The following is a 24,111-nucleotide window of genomic DNA, read 5'->3' as shown; positions in this document are numbered from 1 at the left end:
TTGCGCCGGCCGTGCGGTCAGCTGGCGTCTTCGTCGTCGACCCAGCCCATGGACCGCTCGACGGCCTTGAGCCAGCTCTTGTACTCGCGATCCCGCTGCTCGGCGGGCATCCGCGGGGTCCACTCCGCCGCGCGGCGCCAGTTGGCGCGCAGGGCGTCGGTGTCCGGCCAGAAGCCGACGGCCAGGCCGGCGGCGTAGGCGGCGCCGAGGCAGGTGGTCTCCGCGACCATCGGGCGCACCACGGGGGCGTCCACGAAGTCGGAGAGCGTCTGCATCAGCAGGTTGTTGGAGGTCATGCCGCCGTCGACCTTCAGGGCCGCGAGCTCGACGCCCGAGTCCTTGGTCATGGCGTCGGTGATCTCACGGGTCTGCCAGGCGGTGGCCTCCAGGACGGCACGGGCGATGTGCGCCTTGGTGACGTACCGGGTGAGGCCGGCGATCACGCCGCGGGCGTCGGAGCGCCAGTACGGGGCGAACAGGCCGGAGAAGGCCGGCACGAAGTACGCGCCGCCGTTGTCCTCGACCGAGGACGCGAGGGTCTCGATCTCGGCCGCGGTCTTGATCATGCCCATCTGGTCGCGCATCCACTGGACGAGCGAGCCGGTGACGGCGATGGAGCCCTCCAGCGCGTAGACCGGCTTCTGGTCGCCGATCTGGTAGCCGACGGTCGTCAGCAGGCCGCTGTAAGAGTTGATGATCTTGTCGCCGGTGTTCATCAGCATGAACGTGCCGGTGCCGTACGTGGACTTCGCCTCGCCCTCGGCGAAACAGGTCTGGCCGAACAGCGCGGCCTGCTGGTCACCGAGCGCCGAGGCGACCGGGACGCCGGCCAGGACGCCTTCCTTGACGTGGCCGTAGACCTCGGCGGAGGACTTGATCTCCGGGAGGACGTTGAGGGGCACGTCCATGGACTCGGCGATCTTCTCGTCCCAGGCCAGGGTGTGCAGGTTCATCAGCATGGTGCGCGAGGCGTTGGTGACGTCGGTGACGTGCACACCGCCCTGGGCGCCGCCGGTGAGGTTCCAGATGACCCAGGAGTCCATGGTGCCGAAGAGGATGTCCCCGGCCGCGGCGCGCTCGCGCAGGCCCTCGACGTTGTCGAGCAGCCAGCGGACCTTGGGGCCCGCGAAGTAGCTCGCCAGCGGCAGGCCGGTCTCGCGGCGGAAGCGGTCCTGGCCGACGTTGCGGCCGAGCTCCTTGCACAGGGCGTCGGTACGGGTGTCCTGCCAGACCAGCGCGTTGTGGACCGGCTCGCCCGTGTGGCGGTCCCACAGCAGGGTGGTCTCGCGCTGGTTGGTGATGCCGACGGCCTTGACGTCGGCCGAGGTGATCTCGGCCTTGGCGATGGCCCCGGCGACGACCTCCTGGACGTTGGTCCAGATCTCCGCGGCGTCGTGCTCGACCCAACCCGGCTTCGGGAAGATCTGCTCGTGCTCCTTCTGGTCGACGGCGACGATGCGGCCGTCACGGTCGAAGACGATGCAGCGGGAGGAGGTGGTGCCCTGGTCGATCGCGGCGATGAAGGGACCGGTGCTGGTGGTCATGGTGGCTGCTCCTGGCAGGTGTCGAAGTAGGCGGAATCAGAATGGCGGTGCGGGTCGTGCCGTGGTGCCGATTGCTGATCAGGCGAACGCGATGTTGTACAGACCACCGGCGAGCGCGGCACCCGCGAGGGGGCCGACCACCGGGATCCAGGAGTAGCTCCAGTCCGAGCCGCCCTTGTTGGGCAGCGGCAGCAGGGAGTGGACGATGCGCGGGCCGAGGTCGCGGACCGGGTTGATCGCGTAGCCGGTCGGACCGCCCAGCGAGAGGCCGATGCCGACGACCACGAACGAGGTGATCAGGACGCCGATGACGCCGAGGCCCTTGCCGTCGTCCTGGAGGCCCTGGGTCAGGATGGCCAGGACCAGGACGGCGGTGCCGATGATCTCGGTGGTGAGGTTCTGGACGACGTTGCGGATCTCGGGGCCCGTGGAGAAGATGCCGAGCACCGGGCCGGCCACGTCGTGCGGGTGCGGGTCCTTCGGGCCGAGCTTGGCGTCGCGGATGTGCTCCGGGTCGGCCAGGTGCGCCTGGAACTGACCGTAGTAGGCGAGCCACATCAGGACCGAGCCGATCATCGCGCCGAGCAGCTGGCCGGCGAAGTAGACCGGTACGTCGCTCCAGTCACCGCTCTTGATCGCGAGGCCGACCGTGACGGCCGGGTTGAGGTGCGCGCCGGAGAGCGGTGCGGACACGTAGGCGGCGATCAGGACGGCGAAACCCCAGCCGAACGTGATCGCGACCCAGCCTGCGCCCCGCGCCTTGGAGCTCTTGAGCGTCAGTGCGGCGCAGACGCCGCCGCCGAGCAGTGTGAGCAGGGCGGTACCGATGGTCTCGCCGAGGAAGATGTCGGAGCTGGACACCCGCGACTCCTTTGTCGTTCAGGGGTGGTGGCCACCGGGTCCCTCCGGCGGTCCACACACTCAGTGAGTGCTGCACCGGTCCTTGGCCTTGTCACACCTTAACGCGTATTGCCGTTAGGTGTTCGGCAATGCCGACCGATGAACGGCAGTTTTCCGCCAGGGGGAGCGGGCGTCAAGGGTTCGCCTGGCCAAGGGGCCGGATTGTTACCACTCGGTGTGATCGACCAAATCAGGCCATTGGGTGATCATAAAAAGCAAAAAACCGCCCAGATGCCGCATTGATGCGGCCTCTGGACGGTCCGGACAGGGTGATGAGGGTCGGCCGGATCAGAACCGGCCCGCCCCCAGATCGCGGGAAACCGCCCGCGCGCAGTCCCGTACGGACGCCACGAGGGACGCCCGGGGCTCCCCGGAGTCCCCGCACATCCGCTCCACGGCCCCCGCGACCGCCACCGCGCCGACCGGCATCCTGCGCCGGTCGTGGATGGGGGCCGCCACCGAGGCGAGCCCGTCCCAGGTCTCCTCGATGTCGCTGGCCCAGCCGCGCGCCCGGGTCAGCTCCAGGATCCCCTCGAAGCCCGCCCCGTCCGTGACCGTACGGGGGGTGAACGCCTCCCGCTCCACCTCCATGACCTGGGTGTGAGCCACCGGGTCGTACGCCGACAGCACCTTGCCCAGGGCCGTGGAGTGCAGCGGCTGCATCGCCCCGACCTCCAGGACCTGCCGGCTGTCGTCGGGGCGGAAGACGTGGTGCATGATCAGCACCCCGCTCTTGTGGAGCACCCCCACGTACACGCTCTCCCCGCTCGCGCGGGCCAGATCGTCCGTCCAGACCAGGGCGCGGGCCCGCAGCTCGTGGACGTCCAGATAGCTGTTGCCCAGACGCAGCAGCTCCGCGCCGAGCTGGTAGCGGCCGGAGGCCGGGTCCTGCTCCACGAAGCCCTCGGCCTGCAGGGTGCGCAGGATCCCGTGTGCCGTCCCCTTGGCCAGGCCGAGGGAAGAGGCCACGTCCGAGAGCCCCAGGCGGCGCTCACCGCCCGCCAGGAGCCGCAGCATCGCAGCGGCTCGTTCGAGCGACTGGATGTTCCGTGCCATCGCGCAGCCTCCTGCTGACGTAGTTCGACAATGCTGAACACTATCGGTCGATGCCGACTTCTTGCATGGTGGCAAAAGTGTTCGGAAACGATGCGGCCGGGCTGCCCCGGCCGAAAGTCACCACCCACCCCCGCGCACAGAATGCAGTCCGCCACGTGGGACGACCCCACCGGGGCCCGTTCGACACCGTTACCCTGGCCGCGTGCACCCTTGAAACCGAAGGGGTGCAAAGCCGACAGCCGTCGCAGCCCAGGGAGCAAAACCATGGCCTCGTTGCCTAACCCGCCCGCAGACACCCAGACCCGGGCAGATGCCCTCCGCCAGGCACTGGCGACCCGCGTGGTCGTCGCCGACGGAGCCATGGGAACCATGCTCCAGGCACAGGACCCCACGATGGAGGACTTCGAGCAGCTCGAGGGCTGCAACGAGATCCTGAACGTCACGCGCCCCGACATCGTGGCCAATGTGCACCGCGAGTACTTCGGGGCCGGGGTCGACTGCGTCGAGACCAACACCTTCGGCACCAACTACGCCGCCCTGGCCGAATACGACATCGCCGACCGCAACCTCGAACTGTCGGTGGCCGGTGCCCGGATCGCCCGCGAGGTCGCGGACGAGTTCACTGCTTCCACGGGGCAGCAGCGCTGGGTCCTGGGTTCGATGGGTCCGGGTACGAAGCTGCCGACGCTCGGCCACATCGACTACGCGACCATCCGCGACGCATACCAGATCAACGCCGAGGGCCTGCTGGCGGGCGGCGCCGACGCACTCCTCGTGGAGACCACGCAGGACCTGCTGCAGACGAAGTCCTCCATCGTGGGCGCCCGGCGGGCGATGGAGGCCCTCGGGGTGTCCGTTCCGTTGATCTGTTCGGTGACGGTGGAGACGACCGGCACGATGCTGCTGGGTTCGGAGATCGGTGCGGCGCTGACGGCGCTGGAGCCGCTGGGCATCGACATGATCGGTCTGAACTGCGCGACCGGCCCGGCCGAGATGAGCGAGCACCTGCGCTACCTGGCGCGCAACTCGCGCATCCCGCTGTCCTGCATGCCCAACGCCGGCCTGCCGGTCCTGGGCAAGAACGGCGCCCACTACCCCCTGACCGCGCCCGAGCTCGCGGACGCCCAGGAGACCTTCGTCCGCGAGTACGGGCTGTCCCTGGTGGGCGGCTGCTGCGGCACCACGCCGGAGCACCTGCGCCAGGTCGTGGAGCGGGTCCGCGGTCTTAACCCGGCCGTGCGCGACCCCCGCCCCGAGCCGGGTGCGTCCTCGCTGTATCAGACGGTGCCGTTCCGGCAGGACATCTCGTACATGGCGATCGGTGAGCGGACAAACGCGAACGGGTCGAAGAAGTTCCGTGACGCGATGCTGGAGGCGCGCTGGGACGACTGTGTGGAGATGGTCCGTGACCAGATCCGCGAGGGTGCGCACATGCTCGACCTGTGCGTGGACTACGTCGGCCGTGACGGTGTCGCGGACATGCAGGAGCTCGCCGGGCGTTTCGCGACCGCGTCCACCCTGCCGATCGTTCTCGACTCCACCGAGGTTCCCGTTCTCCAGGCGGGTCTGGAGAAGATCGGTGGCCGTGCGGTCATCAACTCGGTGAACTACGAGGACGGTGACGGTCCCCAGTCGCGTTTCGCGAAGGTCACCGCTCTGGCCCGGGAGCACGGTGCGGCGCTGATCGCGCTGACCATCGACGAAGAGGGCCAGGCCCGCACCGTCGAACACAAGGTCGCCATCGCCGAGCGTCTGATCGAGGACCTGACGGGGAACTGGGGGATCCGGGAGTCGGACATCCTCATCGACACGCTCACGTTCACGATCTGCACGGGTCAGGAGGAGTCCCGCAAGGACGGCATCGCGACGATCGAGTCGATCCGCGAGCTCAAGCGCCGCCACCCGGACGTCCAGACGACGCTGGGTCTGTCGAACATCTCCTTCGGCCTGAACCCCGCCGCCCGTGTGCTGCTGAACTCGGTCTTCCTGGACGAGTGCGTCAAGGCGGGCCTGGACTCGGCGATCGTGCACGCCTCGAAGATCCTGCCGATCGCGCGCTTCGACGACGAGCAGGTCGGCACCGCCCTCGACCTGATCTACGACCGGCGCGCCGAGGGCTACGACCCGCTGCAAAAGCTCATGGCCCTCTTCGAGGGCGTCAACACCAAGTCCCTCAAGGCCGGCCGCGCCGAGGAACTCCTCGCCCTGCCGCTGGACGAACGACTGCAGCGCCGCATCATCGACGGCGAGAAGAACGGCCTGGAAGCCGACCTCGACGAGGCGCTCCAGACCCGTCCCGCCCTCGACATTGTCAACGACACCCTGCTGGAGGGGATGAAGGTCGTCGGTGAGCTGTTCGGCTCCGGCCAGATGCAGCTCCCCTTCGTCCTCCAGTCGGCGGAGGTCATGAAGACCGCGGTCGCCCATCTGGAACCGCACATGGAGAAGAGCGACGACGAGGGCAAGGGCACGATCGTGCTGGCCACGGTCCGTGGCGACGTGCACGACATCGGCAAGAACCTCGTCGACATCATCCTGTCCAACAACGGCTACAACGTGGTCAACATCGGCATCAAGCAGCCGGTCTCCGCGATCCTCGAAGCCGCGCAGGAGCACAACGCCGATGTGATCGGGATGTCGGGTCTCCTGGTGAAGTCCACGGTGATCATGAAGGAGAACCTGGAGGAGCTCAACCAGCGCAAGCTGGCGGCCGACTACCCGGTCATCCTCGGCGGCGCCGCCCTGACCCGCGCCTACGTCGAGCAGGACCTCCACGAGATCTACGAGGGCGAAGTCCGCTACGCCCGCGACGCCTTCGAGGGCCTGCGCCTGATGGACGCCCTCATCGCGGTCAAGCGCGGGGTTCCCGGAGCCACCCTCCCCGAACTCAAGCAGCGGCGCGTGGCCAAGCGCGACACCCCGGTCCTGGATGCCGAGGAGGCGACGGAGCCCGTTGGCCGTTCCGACACGGCCGTCGACAACCCGATCCCCACCCCGCCGTTCTGGGGCACCCGGGTGGTCAAGGGCATTCCGCTGAAGGACTACGCGTCCTGGCTGGACGAGGGCGCGCTGTTCAAGGGCCAGTGGGGTCTCAAGCAGGCCCGCGCCGGGGGAGCCACGTACGAGGAGCTCGTCGAGTCCGAGGGCCGGCCGCGTCTGCGCGGACTCCTCGACAAGCTGCACACCGAGAACCTCCTCGAGGCCGCCGTCGTCTACGGCTACTTCCCCTGCGTCTCCAAGGGCGAGGACCTGATCATCCTCGACGAGGCGGGCAACGAGCGGACCCGTTTCACGTTCCCGCGTCAGCGCCGGGGCCGTCGTCTGTGCCTGGCGGACTTCTTCCGCCCGGAGGAGTCCGGCGAGATCGACGTGGTCGGTCTGCAGGTGGTCACCGTCGGATCGAAGATCGGCGAGGCCACGGCCAAGCTCTTCGCGTCCGACTCCTACCGCGACTACCTCGAGCTCCACGGCCTGTCCGTCCAGCTCGCCGAGGCCATGGCCGAGTACTGGCACGCCCGCGTCCGCGCGGAACTCGGATTCGGCGGCGAGGACCCCGCCCAGGTCGAGGACATGTTCGACCTCAAATACCGGGGCGCCCGCTTCTCCCTGGGCTACGGCGCCTGCCCCGACCTCGAGGACCGGGCGAAGATCGCCGACCTCCTCCAGCCCGAACGCATCGGCGTCCACCTCTCCGAGGAATTCCAGCTCCACCCCGAGCAGTCCACCGACGCCATCGTGATCCACCACCCGCAGGCGAAGTATTTCAACGCACGCTGACACGGACCGGCGTACACTTGTCGGTCCCATACAGGCCGGTCACCTGTTCCTCCGGGCATGCCCCCAGAGGTGAGGTGACCGGCCTTGTCGTCCCTCAGGACCTTCAGAGAGGTGCGCGCATGACGAGCACAGTTCCCGCCCCCGTCGCCCGTACGGCCGACGGACATGCCCTGCAGGCGGTGCTGCTCGACATGGACGGCACCCTCGTCGATACCGAAGGGTTCTGGTGGGAGATCGAGGTCGACGTCTTCGGCGAACTCGGACACCGCCTCGACGAGTCCTGGCGCGACGTGGTCGTCGGCGGCCCCATGACCCGCAGCGCCGGATTCCTCATCGAATCCACCGGCGCCTCGATCAGCCTCGCCGAACTCAGCGTGCTCCTCAACGAGCGCTTCGAAGCCCGCATCGCCGACCAGGTGCCCCTCATGCCCGGCGCCGAACGGCTGCTGTCCGAGCTGGCCCGGCACAACGTGCCCACCGCCCTCGTCTCCGCCTCCCACCGACGGGTCATCGACCAGGTCCTGCTCACCCTCGGCCGCGACCGCTTCCACCTCACGGTCGCCGGCGACGAAGTCGCACGCACCAAGCCGCACCCCGACCCGTACCTCCTGGCCGCCCGCACCCTGGGCGCACACCCCTCGCGCTGCGCCGTCATCGAGGACACCGCCACCGGCGTGGCCTCCGCCGAGGCGGCCGGCTGCCGGGTCGTCGCCGTCCCCTCGGTCGGCCGGATCGCGCCCGCCCCGGGCCGGACCATCGTGCGCTCGCTCGAAGACGTCGACCTGCCGTTCCTGCGCTCCCTCATCACTCCGATGAACTGACCGCGCACGCTGCGTACCCCACGATCCGCCCGCAGGACCTCGGTCCTACGGGCGGATCTTTCGCGCTGTACCCCGGAGGCCGAAATTCCATCCCTCCCGGGGGAGTTGTCCCAGGTGACCTTTGTCACCCACAAGGCCCCCTTCGCACCACTCCGAACCCCTCCACGCCACCCCTTGTGTCCGCATTGATGAGTACCTGACCGAAAATGCGGACGCCCCCGCGCTCACACCCGGTCCGCTCCCATAACGGTGCGATGACACCCCCGCCCCAACGGGTTCAAGCCACCCCTCCGCAGGCCACTAATGTCGATCCGGGCATAGCGCCGCACCTCAGCCGTCCCGGACACACACCCCTGTTCCGGAACCGCGTGGACCGATCGTCACAACACCGGCCCGATCGTTCCGCCCAGAACGGGCGACCGACGCGATGCCCTCCACGCCGCTTTGAACAAGTGCCGGGTTGAGGGAGTACTTCCAGCATGAACCGCAAGACCATGGTGCTGACGGCCGCCGCCGGACTGCTCACCCCCGCGCTGACCGCATGCGGCAGCACCAGCGGCGGAGGAGCGGGATCCGGAGCGATCATCGTCGGAACCACCGACCGGTTCGAGGCAGCCGACTACGCCCCCGCCCCGCTCGACCCCGCGTACGCCTACGACGCCGGCAGCTGGAACATCCTGCGCCAGACCGTCCAGACGCTGATGCACACCCCGCGCGGCGGCGGCCAGCCCGTCCCCGAAGCAGCCTCCGACTGCCGCTTCACCGACACCGGCAACGAGAGCTACCGCTGCACCCTGCGCCCGGACCTCAAGTTCGCCGACGGCGCCCCCCTCACCGCGCAGGACGTCAAGTTCTCCATCGAACGCGTCCTCGCCATCAAGGACGAGAACGGCCCCTCCTCGCTGCTCTCCACCATCGACACCGTCGAAGCCAAGAGCGCCGACACCGTCGTCTTCCACCTCAAGACCTCCGACGCCACTTTCCCGTACAAGCTCTCCACCCCCGCCGCGGGCATCGTCAGCGCCAAGAAGTACGACGCCAAGAAGCTCCGCGCCGGCTTCACCGTCGAAGGCTCCGGCCCGTACACGATGAAGGCCGAAGTCAAGGACAACCACCTCGTCCGCGCCGTCTTCAGCAAGAACCCGAACTACAAGGGCGACCTGAAGCTGCAGAACGACAAGGCCGAACTGCGCACCTTCGAAGACTCCGAAGCGATGGGCAAGGCCCTGGAACAGGGCAGCATCCACCTGGTCTCCCGCACCCTGTCGCCCGCGCAGATCACCGAGCTGTCCGCCAATCCGCCCAAGGGCATCAAGCTCGTCCCGATGCCCGGCCTGGAGATCCGCTACCTCGGCTTCAACACCGAGGCACCCGTCGTCAAGGACAAGGCCGTCCGCCAGGCCCTCGCGGCCGCCGTCGACCGAAACGCCGTCATCGCCAAGGTCTACGGGAAGTCCGCGCAGCCCCTGTACTCGCTGGTCCCCACCACCGTGACCGGCCACGTCAACTCGTTCTTCAACAAGTACGGCGAGGCCAACACCGCCAAGGCCGCCGACCTGCTGAAGGCCGCCGGGATCAAGACCCCGGTCAAGCTGACCCTCAACTACACCAACGACCACTACGGCGACGGCACCGCGGCCGAGTTCGAAGCCCTCAAGGCCCAGCTGAACTCCACCCAGCTCTTCGACATCACCGTCCAGGGCACCGACTGGGCCGACTTCCGGCCCGCGCAGAAGAAGGGCGACTACGCCGCCTACGGGCTCGGCTGGTTCCCCGACTACCCCGACGCCGACAACTTCCTCGCCCCGTTCCTGGAGCAGGACAACTTCCTGGGCACGCCGTACGCCAACAGCGCGGTGCGCACCAGGCTCATCCCCGAATCCCGGCGGGCGGTCGACCGAGGCGTCGCCGTCCCCGCGATCACGGAGATTCAGGACATCGTCGCCGAGGACGTACCCGTCCTGCCCCTGTGGCAGGGCAAGCAGTACGTCGCCGCGCGCGATGGGATCACCGGAGTGGAGTGGTCGGTCAACGCCATCTCCGACCTCCAGCTGTGGGAACTCGGCCGCGGCGTCAGCGGCTGACCAGCACGGCGGCCGACAGCGGACAACGCGGGCCGGAACAAGTAATCGGATCACCCAGTGAGACTGTGAAGGACGTTCGCGTGATGAGACGTAACCAGTGGTTGGTGGCCCCCCTCGGTGCGGCCACCGCCGCCGCGCTGCTCAGCGGTTGCGGTTCGACGGATGGCTCGAACGCCGGCAGCGGCAAGGGCGTGGTCATGGGCATATCCGACAAGGTGAAGGCCACGGACCCCGCCTCGGGCTACGACCCCGGCTCCTGGCTGCTCTTCAACAACGTCTTCCAGTCCCTGCTGAGCTTCCCCAAGGGCGGCACCACCCCGGAGCCCGACGCGGCGCAGTCCTGCGGGTTCGAAGGCAGCGAGAGCAAGGTGTACAAGTGCACCCTGCGCGGCGGCCTGAAGTTCAGCAACGGTGACAGCCTCACCTCCAAGGACGTCAAGTACTCCTTCGAGCGCACGCTGAAGATCAACGACGACAACGGTCCCGCCGTCATGCTGGCGTCGATCGACTCCATCGACACCCCGGACGACAAGACCGTCCTGTTCCACCTCAAGAACCCCGACGCGACCTTCCCCAGCAAGATCGCATCGGGCGCCGGCTCCATCGTCGACCACGCCGAGTACCCCGCCGACAAGCTCCGCACCGACGGCAAGGCCGTCGGCTCCGGGGTCTACAAGCTGGACTCCATCAACGACAAGAGCGCCAGCTTCTCCGTCAACGAGTCCTACAACGGCAAGGCCAAGCCGCGAAACAGCGGCGTGACCATGAAGTTCTTCAACGAGGACCAGGCCGCCCTCAAAAAGGTCCTCGAAAGCGGCGACGTCGACTTCGCCTTCCGCGGCCTGGCCGCCAAGGACATCGCCGGACTGGCCTCCCAGAGCGGCGACCAGAAGGTCGAGGTCGTCCAGGGCGCCGGCGCCGAAGTCGAACACCTCGTCTTCAACATGAACGACCCGGTCGCCGGAAAGCTCCCCATCCGCAAGGCCATCGCCTACCTCGTCGACCGCGAAGCCCTCGTCAAGCAGGTCTACGACGGAACCGCCACCTCGCTGTACTCGATCGTCCCGGCCGGCATCGCCTCGCACACCACCGCCTTCTTCGACCGCTACGGCGGCACCCCCCAGCCCGACAAGGCCAAGGCCGTCCTGCACGCCGCAGGCATCAAGGACAAGGTGAAGATCACCCTGTACTCGACGCCCTCGCGCTACGGCCCCTCCACGGACCAGGAATTCCAGCTGATCGCCAAGCAGCTGAACGACAGCGGCCTCTTCGACGCCACCGTCAAGTCCGTCGAGTTCGACCAGTACGAGAAGGACATCACCGACGGCAAGTACGGCGTCTACGTCAAGGGCTGGGTGCCCGACTACCCCGACGCCGACAACTTCACGCAGCCGTTCTTCGGCCCCGACAACATCCTGCACAACAACTACGAGAACAAGGAGATCACCGGGACGATCATCCCGTCGACCTCCACGAAGTCCGACCGCGCCGCCGCCAACGCCGAATACAGCCGGCTCCAGGACATCGTCGCCGACGAGATCCCGCTCCTGCCGCTCTGGCAGAGCAAGCAGTACGCCGTCACCCGCCCCAACGTGACCGGCCTGCAGTGGTCCCTCGACGCCTCCACCGTCTTCCGCTTCTGGGAGATCAGCAAGGGCTGAACCGGCCCCCGCACGGCAAAGGCCCGCCTCCGCACCGGGCGCATTCCAGGGGTCGTAGCAACACAGTGATCAACTGGCTGTCGCCAGGAGCTTAGCGAGACGCTCGGCTGGGGTTTCCCAGTCGAGCGTTTTGCGTGGGCGGCTGTTGAGTTCGGCGGCGACGGCGTCGAGGTGTTCGCGGGTATGGACGGAGAGATCCGTGCCCTTGGGGAAGTACTGCCGCAGCAGGCCGTTCGTGTTCTCGTTGGAGCCGCGTTGCCAGGGGCTGCCGGGGTCGCAGAAGTAGACGGGCATGTCTGTGGCGGTGCTGAACTCCTGGTGGAGGTGCATCTCGGAGCCCTGGTCCCAGGTGAGTGAGCGCCGCAGGTGGGCGGGGAGAGCGGAGACGGTCTGGATGAGCGCATCGCGGACGAGGGTGGGGTGCCGGCCGTCAGGCAGGTGGAGGAGAGTGACGAAGCGGCTTGAGCGCTCCACCAGTGTTCCGATCGCGGACTTGTTGGTCTTACCGACAATGAGGTCGCCCTCCCAGTGCCCAGGAATCGCGCGGTCGGCGGCCTCGGCCGGCCGCTCGCTGATCATCACCATGCCTTTCGACATGCGTGGCTGGCGCTTGGAGGACTGGCGGTGTGGCCGTCGCATGGCGCGTCCGGTCCGCAGGGCCCGGGTCAGCTCGCGGCGGAGTTCTCCGCGGCCCTGAACGTAGAGGGCCTGGTAGATCGTCTCGTGGACCACGTGCATCTCCGGCCGGTTGGGGAAGCGGGCCCGCAGAGAACGGCAGATCTGCTCCGGGCTCCAGCGTCGTTCGAGATGCTGCTGGATGAAGTTCCGCAGCTCGGGGTTACGAACGATCTTTCCCGGCTTCGGGCGGGGCCGCCGGGCGTCGGCCCTGGATTGTGCGGCGTGCGGGCGATAGGACCAGCGGGACGCGTTCCCGCGCACGGGCATGCCGTTGCGGCGTATCTCCCGGCTCACCGTCGAGGGGCTGCGGCCCAGCTCGGCCGCGATGGTGCGGATCGATGCCCTTTCACGCAACCGGTCGGCGATTTGGATGCGCTCGGACTCCCGCAGACAGCGGCTTGGGCCTGCCGATGGCGACTCCCGATGGGCCGGGGGAATCGCCTTCGACAGGCCCTTGTGAGCGTGGCGGCCGTTGCGCCACACCCTGCCGGTCCTCGCGTTGATCCCGACGAGCCGGCATGCCTCGATGTTGCTGTAGCCCTGCTGCACGAGCTGGAAGTATGCCGACCGCTCAGCGGCCAGCTTCTTCCGCCCCTGCGGCTTCCGGTCTTCCCGGATCTGGTGGTCCATCGCATCCCCTGAGCTGGGGTGTTGCAACGACCACTAGAACGGAAGCCGAGCGGAGGCGGGCCCTTCCCGTACCGGACGACCCCGCTACTGGCCGGCGCCCGGCCGCACCAGACCGCTCTCGTACGCGTACACCGCCGCCTGCACCCGGTCACGCAGACCCAGCTTCGTCAGCACATGACCCACATGCGTCTTCACCGTGGTCTCGCTCACGAACAGATCCGCCGCGATCTCCGCGTTCGACAACCCCCGCGCCACCAGCTTCAGCACCTCGACCTCCCGCTCGGTCAGCGTGCCCAGCGCATCCGGCATGCTGTCCTCACCCGACGGCAGATGACCCGCGTACTTGTCCAGCAGCCGCCGCGTGATGCTCGGCGCCAGCATCGCCTCGCCACCCGCCACCACCCGGATCGCCTGCACCAGCTCCACGGCGGGCGCATCCTTCAGCAAGAACCCGCTGGCCCCCGCCCGCAACGCCTCCACCACGTACTCGTCCAGATCGAACGTCGTCAGCACCAGCACCTTCGCCGGACCGTCCCGGCCCGGACCCGTGATCTGCCGGGTCGCCTCGACCCCGTCCATCCGCGGCATCCGGATGTCCATCAGCACCACATCGGGCTGCAACGCCCGCACCTGGTCCAGCGCCTGCAGACCGTCCCCGGCCTCACCGACCACCGCCAGGTCCTGCTCCGCCTCCAGGATCATCCGGAAACCGGTGCGCAGGAGCGGCTGGTCGTCGACCAGCAGTACGCGGATCGCCACGGGGTCTACCTCGTATTCGTCGGACGCCATCGGGGGACGCCGCCCATTGTGCCCTGACGCGAAGATCAGCCTTCCGCCCGGCGGTAGCCTGGGGAGATCGTCAGAGGGTAGGCCGGGGGAGTCCCCCCGAACTCGGGACACACCGCCTGATGATCACACCAACCGCACAGCTTCGTCTGCCGCGGCCGCCAGTCACCCGACTCCGTCGCCTCCCGGATCGCATCCCACAGCGCCAGCAGCTTGCGCTCCATCCGCTCCAGATCCTCGACCACCGGGTCGTACGTCACCACGTCCCCACTGCCCAGGTACACCAGCTGGAGCCGCCGCGGCAGCACCCCCTTCAACCGCCACACCACCAGCGCGTAGAACTTCATCTGGAACAGCGCACCCTCGGCGTACTCGGGCCGCGGAGCCTTGCCCGTCTTGTAGTCGACGATCCGCACCTCGCCCGTCGGCGCCACGTCCACCCGGTCGATGATCCCCCGCAGCCGCAGCCCCGAATCCAGCTCAGTCTCCACGAAGAACTCCCGCTCCACCGGCTCCAGCCGCGTCGGATCCTCCAACGTGAACCACCGGTCCACCAGCGCCTCGGCCTCCGACAGCCACCGCGCCAGACCCGCCCCCTCATCACCCTCCGGGAACAGCTCCGTCAGCTCCGGCTTCGACTCCAGCAACCGGTCCCACTGCCCCGGAATCAACGCCTTCGCCCGCGGAGCCGTCCGCTCCGGCGCCGGATGATCGAAGAGCCGCTCCAGCACCGCATGCACCAGCGTCCCCCGGGTCGCCGCCGCACTCGGCTTCTCCGGCAACTTGTCGATCACCCGGAACCGGTACAGCAACGGACAGCGCATGAAGTCACTCGCACGCGAAGGAGACAGCGAAGCCGGCGCCACCGCCACGGGTGCCACCGCCCGGCCGGGCTCGGAAGTGGGCTCACTACTGGCCGCCGCATCGTGCGGACCGCTGCCGGGGCTCGTCGTCATACCCAAAACCCTACGACCCGCCACCGACAGCACGCGCATACCATCGACTCAAAGCCCCCTCGCACTGCATGATCGGAGCATCACACCGCGCTACGGCGCACCCGGACACCACCGGGAAAAAGCAGAAAAACCGCCGACGCGACCACTGCGCCGGACAGCAGCGAACGAAGGAAAACCGTGGCAGACACCGAGGAAACCGGCGAGCGCGCGGGCCGGCGCTCAGGACCGGGAGGCGGACTCCTCATGGGCCGCCCCTTCGGCGTGCCCGTCTACGTCTCGCCCAGCTGGTTCCTCGTCGCCGCCCTCATCACCTGGGTCTTCGGCAACCAGCTCGACCGGATCCTCCCCGACCTCGGACCCGCCCGCTACCTCGTCGCCCTGTTCTTCGCCGTCGCCTTCTACGCCTCGGTCCTCGTCCACGAACTCGCCCACACCATCGCCGCCCTCCGCTTCAAACTCCCCGTCCGCCGAATCCAGCTCCAGTTCTTCGGCGGCGTCTCCGAGATCGAGAAGGAATCCGAGACCCCCGGCCGCGAATTCGTCCTCGCCTTCGTCGGCCCCCTCCTCTCCCTCCTCCTCGCCGGCGCCTTCTACCTCGGCATGAAAACCGTCGAACCCGCCAGCGTCCCCGGCGTCCTCCTCGCCGGCCTGATGCTCTCCAACCTCCTCGTCGCCGCCTTCAACCTCCTCCCCGGCCTGCCCCTCGACGGCGGCCGCATGCTCCGCGCCGTCATCTGGGGCATCACCGGCAAACCCATGACCGGCACCATCGCCGCCGCCTGGGTCGGCCGCGCCCTCGCCGTCGCCGTCCTCCTCGGCCTCCCGCTCCTCACCCACACCGGAGCCCTCGGCAACCCCACCCAGCAAATCGGCGGCATGGACACCGTCATGGACGCCCTCCTCGCCGCGATCCTCGCCGCCATCATCTGGACCGGAGCCGGCAACAGCCTGCGCATGGCCCGCCTGCGCGAACACCTCCCGGAACTCCAGGCCCGCAAACTCACCCGCCGCGCCATCCCCGTCGAGAACGCCACCCCGCTCTCCGAAGCCCTGCGCCGCGCCAACGAAGCCGGCGCCCGCGCCCTCGTCGTCGTCGACGGACTCGGCGACCCCACCGGCATCGTCCGCGAAACCGCCATCGCCTCCGTACCCGAACACCGCCGCCCCTGGATCGCCGTCAGCACCCTCTCCCAGGACCTCACCGACGGCATGAAGGTTTCAGCCGACCTCACCGGCGAAGAACTCCTCGACCACCTGCGCGCCACCCCCGCCTCCGAATACCTCGTACTCGAACCCGGCGGCGCGATCTACGGAGTCCTCTCCACCCTCGACGTCGAGAAGGCCTTCGTGAAGGCCATGGCGCGGCCCCAGTCCTGAAGCCAATACACTGGTCACATGTCCGAACCGACCGGTGCCGCCCGCCGACGCGGGCCCTTCGAGGTCGGGGACCAGGTTCAGCTCACCGACCCCAAGGGCCGCCACTACACGTTCACGCTCGAAGCCGGGAAGAACTTCCACACCCACAAGGGTGCCTTCCCGCACGACGAGCTGATCGGCTCCCCCGAGGGCAGCGTTGTCCGTACCACGGGCAACGTCGCCTACCTCGCGCTGCGTCCCCTGCTCCCCGACTATGTCCTGTCCATGCCCCGCGGTGCCGCCGTGGTCTACCCCAAGGACGCGGGCCAGATCCTGGCCTTCGCCGACATCTTCCCCGGCGCCCGAGTCGTCGAAGCAGGTGTGGGCTCCGGCTCCCTGAGCAGCTTCCTGCTGCGCGCCATCGGCGACCAGGGCATGCTCCACAGCTACGAGCGCCGCCCGGACTTCGCCGAGATCGCCACGGCCAACGTCGAGCGCTACTTCGGCGGCCCCCACCCCGCGTGGCAGCTGACCGTCGGCGACCTCCAGGACAACCTGTCCGACACGGACGTCGACCGCGTCATCCTCGACATGCTCGCCCCCTGGGAGTGCCTGGAGGCCGTCTCCAAGGCGCTGGTCCCCGGCGGCATCCTCTGCTGCTACGTGGCCACCACCACCCAGCTCTCCCGGACCGTCGAATCCATCCGCGAGTTCGGCTGCTACGCCGAACCGCAGCCCTGGGAATCGATGATCCGCAACTGGCACGTCGAGGGCCTGGCCGTCCGCCCGGACCACCGGATGATCGGCCACACCGGCTTCCTCGTCACCGCCCGCCGCCTCGCGGACGGCGTCGAACCGCCCATGCGCCGCCGCCGCCCCTCCAAGGGCGCCTACGGCGAGGACTACGACGGTCCGGGCCGGGGGCCCCTCCCAGCGGTAGCTGGGGGACAGTCCGGCAGCAAGTCCGACAGCAAGGCGGCGGCCCCGGCCGCCCCCGCCGTCACGGACACCACCCCCGACTCCGCCGACCTCGGCTGAGCCACAGGACGAACCGGCCCGCCAAGGCCACCCAACACAAAGACGCTGTGGCGCAGTTCCCCGAACCAACCGGGAACTGCGCCACAGCGTCTTTTCGTTGTCGTAGGCATACACCCGCCCGGTCCGGACCCACCCGTTCCACCCCGCTGTGAGGTGTGGCACGATGCTGGCTCCCCGTCACCCTTCGCACAGGAGACACCCCGCGTGCCGCACAGCCCCGCCGAGCCGGCGCCGACCCCGCAGACCCCGGCGCACCACCGGGCCCGGCCCGTCCACTGGCTCGCCACGGCCTCCGCCCTGGCCGCCGTCATAGCCGCCGCGGGATTCCTCCAGCCCGAAGAGGCCACCGGAGCCGCAGCGGGACCCGCAGCCTCCCCCCGCCCCACCGGCACCACCGGCCCTACGGACCCCACACACCCCGCGGAAAGCCCCGCGGCACAGGCCCCGGACGCGCACGCGGTCACGTACCCCCTGGACTGCCGGGGCGCCCCCCAGGCCGTCACGGCCACCGCCGAAGGCGACCTCGACGGCGACGGCCGCCCCGAGACCGTGGCCGCCGTACGCTGCGACGCCGGATCCGGAACCCCACCGCACGCCATCTACGTACTCACCCAGGACAAGGCCAAGGGCTCGGCCCCCCGTGTCGTCGCCACCCTGCTCGAAGCCGGCCGCAAACAGACCGCGACCGACCTCACTCTGCGCGACGGGACCGTCACCGCCACGCTCCACGGGTACTCATCGCCCGAAGTGCCCCGCTACAGCCCCGACACCGAGCAACTCGCCAAGTGGCGCTGGACCGGCGGAAAATTCCGCCAAGAGCTTACGGACTCGACCCCCACAGGTGTTTGAATCCTTACTCGGCGTCCGGACCGAAGACCTCGACCCTGTCCGAAACACGCCTTACATGGATGCAGTCGCCAGGACATTCCTTCGCCGAATCCACAACGTCCTGCAACAGCACCAACGGAACCGGAGTGGTCGCCCCCGCCTCCACGAGCAGCTCGTCGGCAGGGCTCTTCACATACGCCAGACCGTCGATGTCCAGCTCGAACACCTCCGGCGCGTACTGCACACAGATGCCGTCGCCGGTGCAGAGGTCCTGGTCGATCCAGACCTCAAGGGGCTCCGACACCCCGCCGGCGCCATCCGCCGGTGCCTCCTGCTGCACGGTCATATCTCCTGCCGTTCCCTGCTCCGAGTGATCCATCCCGGACACAACTCGCGGCAAGTCGCACGAGCTCTGACGGGTGTTGAACACTTCGACCTTACAACCGGCTGCTTTCCGATGTTGAAGGGTGGGTATTTCCTTGACGTGAGGGAGTACGCAAGGGTGAAGATCGGACACACCCCTACCGTCTTTGTGATCTAGGGGTTTCAATCACCACCAGCCCAGGTAGGGTCAGAAAGCGTCCAGCTCCCCTTGGAGGAGGTGAGGACCGTGGCAGCCCACGACGACGACATCAACCGCGGCATCCGGCCCGCGCGAGGGTCCGAGGACCCCGCCGGCCAGGTTGCCTATCTAGAGCAGGAAATCGCCGTCCTGCGACGTAAGCTCGCCGACTCTCCGCGACACACGAGGATTCTCGAAGAGCGGATCGTCGAGCTCCAGACAAACCTGGCAGGCGTCTCCGCCCAGAACGAGCGGCTGGCGAATACCCTGCGCGAGGCCCGAGACCAGATCGTGGCCCTCAAAGAAGAAGTCGACCGGCTCGCACAGCCGCCGGCCGGCTTCGGAGTCTTCCTGCAGTCCAACGAGGACGGCACCGTCGACATCTTCACCGGCGGCCGCAAGCTCCGAGTGAACGTGAGCCCCAGCGTCGAACCGGAAGACCTCCGGCGAGGCCAGGAGGTCATGCTCAACGAGGCCCTCAACGTGGTCGAGGCCATGGAATTCGAGCGGGCCGGGGACATCGTCACCCTCAAGGAAATCCTCGAGGACGGCGAGCGCGCCCTGGTGGTCGGGCACACCGACGAGGAAAGGGTGGTGAGGCTCGCCGAGCCGCTCCTGGACGTCACCATCCGCCCCGGCGACTCCCTGCTGCTCGAACCCCGCTCCGGCTACGTCTACGAGATCGTCCCCAAGAGCGAGGTCGAAGACCTCGTCCTCGAAGAGGTCCCGGACATCGACTACGACAAGATCGGCGGCCTGGGCGACCAGATCGAACTGATCCGCGACGCCGTCGAGCTCCCCTACCTCTACCCCGACCTCTTCAAGGAACACGAACTGCGGCCCCCCAAGGGCATCCTGCTCTACGGCCCCCCCGGCTGCGGCAAGACGCTCATCGCCAAGGCCGTCGCCAACTCCCTTGCCAAGAAGGTCGCCGAAGTCACCGGCCAGCCCGCCGGGAAGTCCTACTTCCTGAACATCAAGGGCCCCGAACTCCTCAACAAGTACGTCGGCGAGACCGAGCGGCACATCCGCCTCGTCTTCCAGCGTGCACGGGAGAAGGCGAGCGAGGGCACCCCCGTCATCGTCTTCTTCGACGAGATGGAATCCCTCTTCCGCACCCGCGGATCAGGCGTCAGCTCGGACGTGGAGAACACCATCGTCCCCCAGCTGCTCGCCGAGATCGACGGCGTGGAAGGCCTGGAGAACGTCATCGTCATCGGCGCCTCCAACCGCGAGGACATGATCGACCCGGCCATCCTGCGCCCCGGCCGACTCGACGTGAAGATCAAGATCGAGCGCCCCGGAGCCGAGGCCGCGAAGGACATCTTCGCGAAGTACCTCAAGGCCTCGCTGCCCCTGCACTCGGACGACCTGTCCGAACACCAGGGCTCCTCGGCCGACACCGTCCACAGCATGATCCAGACCGTCGTCGAGCAGATGTACGCCGAAACCGAGGAAAACCGCTTCCTCGAGGTCACGTACGCCAACGGCGACAAGGAAGTCCTCTACTTCAAGGACTTCAACTCGGGCGCGATGATCCAGAACATCGTCGACCGTGCCAAGAAGATGGCCATCAAGGCCTTCCTCGAACACCAGCAGCGGGGCCTTCGCGTCGCCCACCTCCTCCAGGCTTGCGTGGACGAGTTCAAGGAGAACGAAGACCTCCCCAACACCACCAACCCCGACGACTGGGCCCGAATCTCCGGAAAGAAGGGCGAGCGGATCGTATTCATCCGCACCCTCGTCACCGGAAAGCAAGGCGCGGACACCGGACGCTCCATCGACACGGTGGCCAACACCGGTCAGTACCTCTGACGAAGCGGGCCGGCTGCGGGAGCCCGCAAGGGCACCCGCAGCCGACTGCTTTACCGACTGCTCTTTTCAGCCGGTGACAGGTCGAAATTCAATGACCGAAATGATCTCCCCACCAGCGCGGAGTGGTTCTAGGCTCATCCGTACCGCAGGTAGCGCAGTGCGGGGACGGGCACCGCACACGACGCACCTGAGCACCAGCGGTACTTGAGCGCCGCTCCCGAACGGGAGCGCCGCCGGGCAAGGAGGGCCGCATGACCGTACGGCGAGTAATGGGGATCGAGACGGAGTACGGGATCTCCGTCCCGGGGCACCCGAACGCCAATGCCATGCTCACCTCGTCCCAGATCGTCAACGCCTACGCGGCGGCGATGCACCGGGCGCGACGCGCCCGCTGGGACTTCGAGGAGGAGAACCCGCTGCGGGACGCCCGCGGCTTCGACCTCGCCCGCGAGGCCGCCGACAACAGCCAGCTCACCGACGAGGACATCGGCCTCGCCAACGTCATCCTCACCAACGGCGCACGGCTCTACGTGGACCACGCGCACCCCGAATACAGCTCCCCGGAGATCACCAACCCGCTCGACGCCGTCCTCTGGGACAAGGCCGGCGAGCGGATCATGGCCGAGGCCGCCGTCAGGGCCGCCCAGCTCCCCGGGGCCCAGCCGATCCACCTCTACAAGAACAACACCGACAACAAGGGCGCCTCCTACGGCACGCACGAGAACTACCTGATGAAGCGGGAAACCCCCTTCTCGGACATCGTGCGCCACCTCACCCCCTTCTTCGTCTCCCGCCTCGTCTTCACCGGCGCCGGCCGCGTCGGCATCGGCCAGGACGGCCGCGAACACGGCTTCCAGATCAGCCAGCGCGCCGACTACTTCGAAGTCGAGGTCGGCCTGGAGACCACCCTCAAGCGCCCCATCATCAACACCCGCGACGAACCGCACTCGGACGCCGAGAAGTACCGCCGGCTCCACGTGATCATCGGCGACGCCAACCTCTCCGAGATCTCCACCTACCTCAAACTCGGCACCACCGCACTCGTCCTGTCCATGATCGAAGACGGCTACATCAACGTCGACCTCGCCGTGGACCAACCCGTACGCACCCTTCACCAGGTCTCCCACGACCCCGACCTGCACCACCTGATCACGCTGCGCAGCGGTCGGACACTGACCGCGGTACAGCTCCAGATGGAGTACTACGAGCTGGCCAGGAAGTACGTGGAGGAGCGTTTCGGCTCCGACGCGGACGAGCAGACCAAGGATGTGCTGGCCCGCTGGGAGGACGTCCTGGGCCGGCTGGAGAGCGACCCGATGAGCCTGTCGGGAGAGCTCGACTGGATCGCGAAGCGGGAGATCCTGGAGGGCTACCGGCGCCGGGACGGCCTCGGCTGGGACGCCGCGCGGCTCCACCTGGTGGACCTCCAGTACGCGGACGTACGGCCCGAGAAGGGGCTGTACAACCGCCTGGTGGCCCGCGGCAAGATGAAGCGGCTGCTGGACGAGACAGCGGTGGAACGGGCGCAGAGCAAGCCCCCGGAGGACACCCGGGCGTACTTCCGGGGCCGGTGCCTGGAGCAGTACGCGGACGACGTGGCAGCGGCTTCGTGGGACTCGGTGATCTTCGACCTGCCGGGCCACGACTCGCTCCAGCGGGTCCCGACCCTGGAACCCCTGCGGGGCACCCGGGCCCACGTGAAGGAGCTCCTGGACCGCTGCCGCACGGCGGAGGACCTGGTAAGGGTGCTGTCGGGGCGCTGAGCCTTTCCGATACCCGGGCGGGGGCTGAAAGGCCCCCGGTCCGGGAATCATGAAGACATCCGGACGTTATGAAAGTACCGGGACGGATGTCGGACCCTCCTTGTAGGGTCCGAAGTAGAGTCTGATCTTGAGGGATCCCGAATTCGCGGGGTCTTTCGACGTGAGCGTGCGAACCGAGCGGGGTGAGGTAGACATGGCGACCAAGGACACCGGCGGCGGACAGCAGAAGGCGACGCGCTCGACCGAGGAGGTCGAGGAGGCGGCGGTCGAGGAATCGACCGACCTCAAGGAGCGACAGGAAAAGCTCTCCGACGACGTCGACTCGGTACTTGACGAGATTGACGATGTACTTGAAGAAAACGCAGAGGATTTCGTTCGGAGCTTCGTACAAAAAGGCGGCGAATAGCCTTCGAATCTAAGGTGAATCCGCCAGTGTGTGCTCCATGTCCCATGGAACGAAGTGGTGCAGCGGGTGTACCCGTGACATACCACTGAGCGGATTCGCTTCAGATCGCAACCGGAGGGATGGGCTTCAGCCCAGATGCCGGGAATGTGTGGCGGCGTACGGTGCCGAGCACTACCGGCGCCGTCAGGCAGCCAAGGGCAAGACAGTCAAAGAGCATGTGGAAGTGCCGGTGGGGCACAAGCTCTGCCGACTGTGCGGTGAGGTCAAACCACACAGTGAATGGCACAAGAACGCAAGTGCTTCTGACGGGCTGTCCACTCGCTGCAAGACCTGCCGTGCCGTCCTGGGCCGGGCAGGTCATCTCAAACGCTCCTACGGCATCACCGAAGCCGAGCGGGACGCGATGATCGCCGCTCAGGGCGGGGTCTGCGTCCTCTGCCAAGAGAGTCCGGCAGAGCATGTGGATCACGATCATCGGACGGGTAGGGTCCGAGGCGTACTTTGCTTCGGCTGCAACGCAGGAATTGGGCAGCTCAAGGATCGGCCGGACGTCATGAGGCGTGCAGCCGCTTACGTGGAAGGAAACCTGTGGAACCCAACATTCGAAGCACAGGGCGTCTGCCGGCAGCCTTCCTGACGCCGGGGTCGTCGTCCTTCATGGACTTCTTGGGCGCGCACCAGCCCGAGATGCTCCCGGGCAACCGGAAGCTGCCCGACGGGATCATCGAGGCGCCGCACGGGACGACCATCGTGGCCGCCACCTTCCCCGGCGGGGTCGTGCTCGCCGGTGACCGGCGGGCGACCATGGGGAACATGATCGCGCAGCGGGACATCGAGAAGGTGTTCCCGGCTGACGAGTACTCCGCGGTCGGGATCGCCGGCACCGCCGGTCTGGCCGTGGAGATGGTGAAGCTGTTCCAGCTGGAGCTGGAGCACTTCGAGAAGGTGGAGGGGGCGACCCTCTCCCTCGAAGGTAAGGCGAACCGGCTGTCGACCATGATCCGGAGCAATCTGGGGATGGCGATGCAGGGGCTGGCCGTCGTGCCGCTCTTCGCGGGGTTCGACGAGGCCAAGGAGAGGGGCCGGATCTTCTCCTACGACGTGACCGGCGGCCGCTCCGAGGAGCACGGCTTCGCCGCCACGGGTTCCGGCTCGATCTTCGCGCGCGGCTCGATGAAGAAGCTGTACCACTCGAAGCTGACGGAGGAGGAGGCCACGACGCTGGTTGTCCAGGCGTTGTACGACGCCGCCGACGACGACTCGGCGACCGGCGGCCCGGACCTCTACCGCCACATCTATCCCATCGTCACCGTCATGACCGAAGAGGGATTCCGCAGGCTGACCGACGAGGAGTCCTCGGAGCTGGCCCGCAAGATTACGAATCGTCGGCTGGAGCAGCCCGACGGCCCGCGCGCCGCCCTGCTCTGACCATCCGTCGCCCCGTAGGAGC

The 24,111-nt window shown here is 67.8% G+C and carries 19 protein-coding genes; 12 read left to right on the top strand and 7 right to left on the bottom strand.

What is annotated here, in order from left to right:
• Positions 1-17 precede the first annotated feature (17 nt).
• From glpK to AC3IYJ_RS08655, 3 genes are all read right to left on the bottom strand, one after another.
• Positions 18-1,544: a glycerol kinase GlpK gene (gene glpK / locus AC3IYJ_RS08665; protein ID WP_489400741.1), complete on the bottom strand. Its 1,527-nt coding sequence runs from the start codon at positions 1,542-1,544 to the stop codon at positions 18-20.
• Between the two features lie 78 nt (positions 1,545-1,622).
• The gene (locus AC3IYJ_RS08660) at positions 1,623-2,405 is read right to left on the bottom strand and encodes an MIP/aquaporin family protein (RefSeq protein ID WP_489400740.1); all 783 of its coding nucleotides are present in this window, start codon (positions 2,403-2,405) and stop codon (positions 1,623-1,625) included.
• 327 nt (positions 2,406-2,732) lie between these two features.
• Entirely contained in the window at positions 2,733-3,500 is a 768-nt protein-coding gene (locus tag AC3IYJ_RS08655; RefSeq protein WP_489400739.1) for an IclR family transcriptional regulator, read from the bottom strand.
• A 264-nt stretch (positions 3,501-3,764) separates the two neighbouring features.
• On the opposite strand from AC3IYJ_RS08655, the gene metH reads away from it, so the two are divergent.
• The 4 genes from metH (at position 3,765) to AC3IYJ_RS08635 (ending at position 11,843) form a co-directional block, all read left to right on the top strand.
• Complete coding sequence (gene metH / locus AC3IYJ_RS08650; RefSeq protein ID WP_489400738.1) at positions 3,765-7,277, top strand: methionine synthase; 3,513 nt, start codon at positions 3,765-3,767, stop codon at positions 7,275-7,277.
• A gap of 119 nt (positions 7,278-7,396) precedes the next feature.
• A complete protein-coding gene (locus tag AC3IYJ_RS08645; protein ID WP_489400737.1) occupies positions 7,397-8,098 on the top strand; it encodes an HAD family hydrolase in 702 nt (233 codons plus the stop codon).
• Between the two features lie 479 nt (positions 8,099-8,577).
• On the top strand, positions 8,578-10,182 hold the full coding sequence (locus AC3IYJ_RS08640) for an ABC transporter substrate-binding protein (RefSeq protein WP_489400736.1): 1,605 nt from the start codon (positions 8,578-8,580) through the stop codon (positions 10,180-10,182).
• A gap of 83 nt (positions 10,183-10,265) precedes the next feature.
• Complete coding sequence (locus AC3IYJ_RS08635; RefSeq protein WP_489400735.1) at positions 10,266-11,843, top strand: ABC transporter substrate-binding protein; 1,578 nt, start codon at positions 10,266-10,268, stop codon at positions 11,841-11,843.
• 69 nt (positions 11,844-11,912) lie between these two features.
• Here AC3IYJ_RS08635 and AC3IYJ_RS08630 read toward each other — a convergent pair whose 3' ends face one another.
• The 3 genes from AC3IYJ_RS08630 to AC3IYJ_RS08620 all read right to left on the bottom strand — a co-directional run bounded on the left by AC3IYJ_RS08630 (position 11,913) and on the right by AC3IYJ_RS08620 (position 14,893).
• Positions 11,913-13,151: an IS30 family transposase gene (locus tag AC3IYJ_RS08630; protein ID WP_489396633.1), complete on the bottom strand. Its 1,239-nt coding sequence runs from the start codon at positions 13,149-13,151 to the stop codon at positions 11,913-11,915.
• A gap of 84 nt (positions 13,152-13,235) precedes the next feature.
• Positions 13,236-13,910, bottom strand: coding sequence for a response regulator (locus AC3IYJ_RS08625; RefSeq protein ID WP_489402740.1), 675 nt, complete (start codon positions 13,908-13,910; stop codon positions 13,236-13,238).
• Between the two features lie 65 nt (positions 13,911-13,975).
• Positions 13,976-14,893 carry a RecB family exonuclease gene (locus AC3IYJ_RS08620; RefSeq protein WP_489400734.1) on the bottom strand — a complete coding sequence of 306 codons (918 nt, stop codon included), beginning with the start codon at positions 14,891-14,893 and terminating at the stop codon, positions 13,976-13,978.
• A 243-nt stretch (positions 14,894-15,136) separates the two neighbouring features.
• Here AC3IYJ_RS08620 and AC3IYJ_RS08615 point away from each other — a divergent pair, with 243 nt between their 5' ends.
• The 3 genes from AC3IYJ_RS08615 to AC3IYJ_RS08605 all read left to right on the top strand — a co-directional run bounded on the left by AC3IYJ_RS08615 (position 15,137) and on the right by AC3IYJ_RS08605 (position 18,136).
• Positions 15,137-16,270, top strand: a complete 1,134-nt coding sequence (locus AC3IYJ_RS08615; protein WP_489402739.1) for a site-2 protease family protein — start codon at positions 15,137-15,139, stop codon at positions 16,268-16,270.
• Positions 16,271-16,288: 18 nt separating this feature from the next.
• Positions 16,289-17,287, top strand: a complete 999-nt coding sequence (locus AC3IYJ_RS08610; protein ID WP_489400733.1) for a tRNA (adenine-N1)-methyltransferase — start codon at positions 16,289-16,291, stop codon at positions 17,285-17,287.
• 204 nt (positions 17,288-17,491) lie between these two features.
• Entirely contained in the window at positions 17,492-18,136 is a 645-nt protein-coding gene (locus AC3IYJ_RS08605; RefSeq protein WP_489400732.1) for a hypothetical protein, read from the top strand.
• A gap of 4 nt (positions 18,137-18,140) precedes the next feature.
• Here the strand turns inward: AC3IYJ_RS08605 and AC3IYJ_RS08600 are convergent, their stop codons facing one another.
• Positions 18,141-18,461, bottom strand: coding sequence for a ferredoxin (locus AC3IYJ_RS08600; protein WP_489400731.1), 321 nt, complete (start codon positions 18,459-18,461; stop codon positions 18,141-18,143).
• A gap of 264 nt (positions 18,462-18,725) precedes the next feature.
• Here AC3IYJ_RS08600 and arc point away from each other — a divergent pair, with 264 nt between their 5' ends.
• From arc to prcB, 5 genes are all read left to right on the top strand, one after another.
• Positions 18,726-20,492, top strand: a complete 1,767-nt coding sequence (gene arc, locus AC3IYJ_RS08595) for a proteasome ATPase (RefSeq protein ID WP_489400730.1) — start codon at positions 18,726-18,728, stop codon at positions 20,490-20,492.
• A 251-nt stretch (positions 20,493-20,743) separates the two neighbouring features.
• Positions 20,744-22,255, top strand: a complete 1,512-nt coding sequence (dop, locus tag AC3IYJ_RS08590; RefSeq protein WP_384651362.1) for a depupylase/deamidase Dop — start codon at positions 20,744-20,746, stop codon at positions 22,253-22,255.
• A 193-nt stretch (positions 22,256-22,448) separates the two neighbouring features.
• Complete coding sequence (locus AC3IYJ_RS08585; RefSeq protein WP_030233608.1) at positions 22,449-22,661, top strand: ubiquitin-like protein Pup; 213 nt, start codon at positions 22,449-22,451, stop codon at positions 22,659-22,661.
• A 37-nt stretch (positions 22,662-22,698) separates the two neighbouring features.
• Positions 22,699-23,298, top strand: coding sequence for an endonuclease VII domain-containing protein (locus tag AC3IYJ_RS08580; RefSeq protein WP_489400729.1), 600 nt, complete (start codon positions 22,699-22,701; stop codon positions 23,296-23,298).
• Positions 23,250-24,089, top strand: coding sequence for a proteasome subunit beta (gene prcB / locus AC3IYJ_RS08575; protein ID WP_489400728.1), 840 nt, complete (start codon positions 23,250-23,252; stop codon positions 24,087-24,089). The genes AC3IYJ_RS08580 and prcB overlap by 49 nt, the downstream gene beginning before the upstream one ends.
• Positions 24,090-24,111 lie beyond the last annotated feature (22 nt).

The organism is Streptomyces sp. GL_140 (assembly GCF_057834465.1).
This window is presented reverse-complemented; position numbering and strand designations above follow the sequence as displayed.